Raw genomic sequence first — 1744 nt, 5'->3', positions numbered from 1 at the left:
GCCTAAAGTCAATTCAGGAACCCCTGAATCAGTGACTTCTTCCGCGGCAACGACTTCTTCCGCAGCGGGAGCTTCAGTCGTTTCGGGTGTTTCTTCTGTGATTTCTTCTTCCGGAGTCTCATTTTCCATAACGGTCAACTACTTTTTATAATTCTGAAAAAGGGAAGTTTGTATTTTGTAGTACCAAATTAAGGCAGCAGATGGGCTGGCATTTCCTGTGGCTGTTGCGATTGATGCTCGTGCGTCGGGCCTCCAAATAACTTGAGTTTCTTCAACATCTGACGTCCCAACTTATTCTTGGGAAGCATCCGCCGAACTGCCTCGGAGAGGACCTGTGTCGATTGACCTCGCTCAAATTTCTTTTCGGCTGTTACCAATCTCAAACCGCTGGGGTAACCGCTGTACTTCGAATAGTTTTTCGATAACATTTTCTTCGAGAAATAAGGGTGTGATTCGTGAGCAAGTTCTTTACCAGAAAACCTTACCTTGTCACAGTTTACGACAATCACATAATCGCCCGTATCCACATGGGGCGTATACGTTGGCTTATGCTTGCCCATCAAAACAGTTGCGATCTTTGTGGCTAAGCGACCCACGATCTGATTATCTGCATCAGCGACGAACCACTTCTGATCGACGTCGGATGCTTTTGCCATGTAAGTTTTTGTCGTAGACACGGGTTATTCCTCAAACGTAAACGATATAGTATTATACACTTATGCCAATATGCACTTCGGGCATCTATGACAGATTATCTCGGAGCTTCCAGTGATTGATCAGAAAAACGCCGACAAAGCGAGCGCATACCAACCGCAAGGGAGCGGATAACAGTAACCTTTTTAGTTCACCGCTTCAACTTCTGCGAGCAGGAAAATCTGAGCTGGAACACAAAAAAGCACAGAAAACCCACTTTTCACCAGTATTTGCCCTAAGACAGAACGGCATCAATCCGGTTTAGAGGAAGGACAGCAGTGTCAACTGTAGTGCCTGAGATGTGACTTGCAGATTGGCCTCAAAGGCAGTCTGGCGCTGAGTCATTTCGACAATCACCTCAGTCAGATCGGTGTCAAATTCTTGTGAGATCGACTCTCTGAGTTTGACTTCCTGATCTTTTAGACGATTATCAGCTTCTTCGAGTACTTTCAGGCGGCTGCCAATTTCGCCGCGAATCTGAGTCATCCGACCGATCTCTGCATCGAGCAAGACACCGACCCGTTCCAGCTCCCGATCATCGCCATTTCTCAACGCGGTTTCCAGGCGAGTCAGCAAGCTGATCACGCCCGTTGATTCTTTGGGATTTGGTTCTTTCCCAACTAAACCAACAAGAGGATCATTTCCGGATTCTACACCGGCAATCCCCAGAGCAAATGCAATTTCGATCTCAGGAATTTCCAAAGGCCCAGTTCCCGAAGCATCAAAAATGGTAAGGCCGTTTCCTGTCGCATTGAGTGTCGCCTGTAGTTTAATGGGAACAAAATCACCCTGTAAGGGAACCGTATTGTTCGTTCCCGACTCAGTGACTGCCAACCCCAGTGCATCAGAAACAGCATTACTGGCGATGCTCAATGGACCCGCGCCGGAATTATCAGTAATCTGAATTGCGTTCGTGGTCGGATCGATACTCGCAACCAGATTTCCAGGATCAATGGCGTTGATGGAATCGAGAGCATCCTGCACGGTGACATCACCGGCTAGCAGGGTGTCCGGAAATGAAATCTAGCGGTATCGCCATTAAGCCCGGAAA

General features: G+C 47.6%; 2 protein-coding genes. Both read right to left on the bottom strand.

The annotated features are described in order from the left end of the window. Positions 1-188: 188 nt before the first annotated feature. Complete coding sequence (rplM, locus tag Q0668_RS06765) at positions 189-656, bottom strand: 50S ribosomal protein L13 (RefSeq protein WP_366918879.1); 468 nt, start codon at positions 654-656, stop codon at positions 189-191. Positions 657-954: 298 nt separating this feature from the next. Beyond that, the gene (locus tag Q0668_RS06760) at positions 955-1677 is read right to left on the bottom strand and encodes a flagellin (RefSeq protein WP_298861749.1); all 723 of its coding nucleotides are present in this window, start codon (positions 1675-1677) and stop codon (positions 955-957) included. Positions 1678-1744 lie beyond the last annotated feature (67 nt).

The organism is uncultured Gimesia sp., assembly GCF_937910335.1.
In the GTDB taxonomy this organism is placed as follows: Bacteria; Planctomycetota; Planctomycetia; order Planctomycetales; family Planctomycetaceae; genus Gimesia.
The sequence above is the reverse complement of the archived record's forward strand: the minus strand, read 5'-3'. Positions and strand labels throughout refer to the sequence as shown.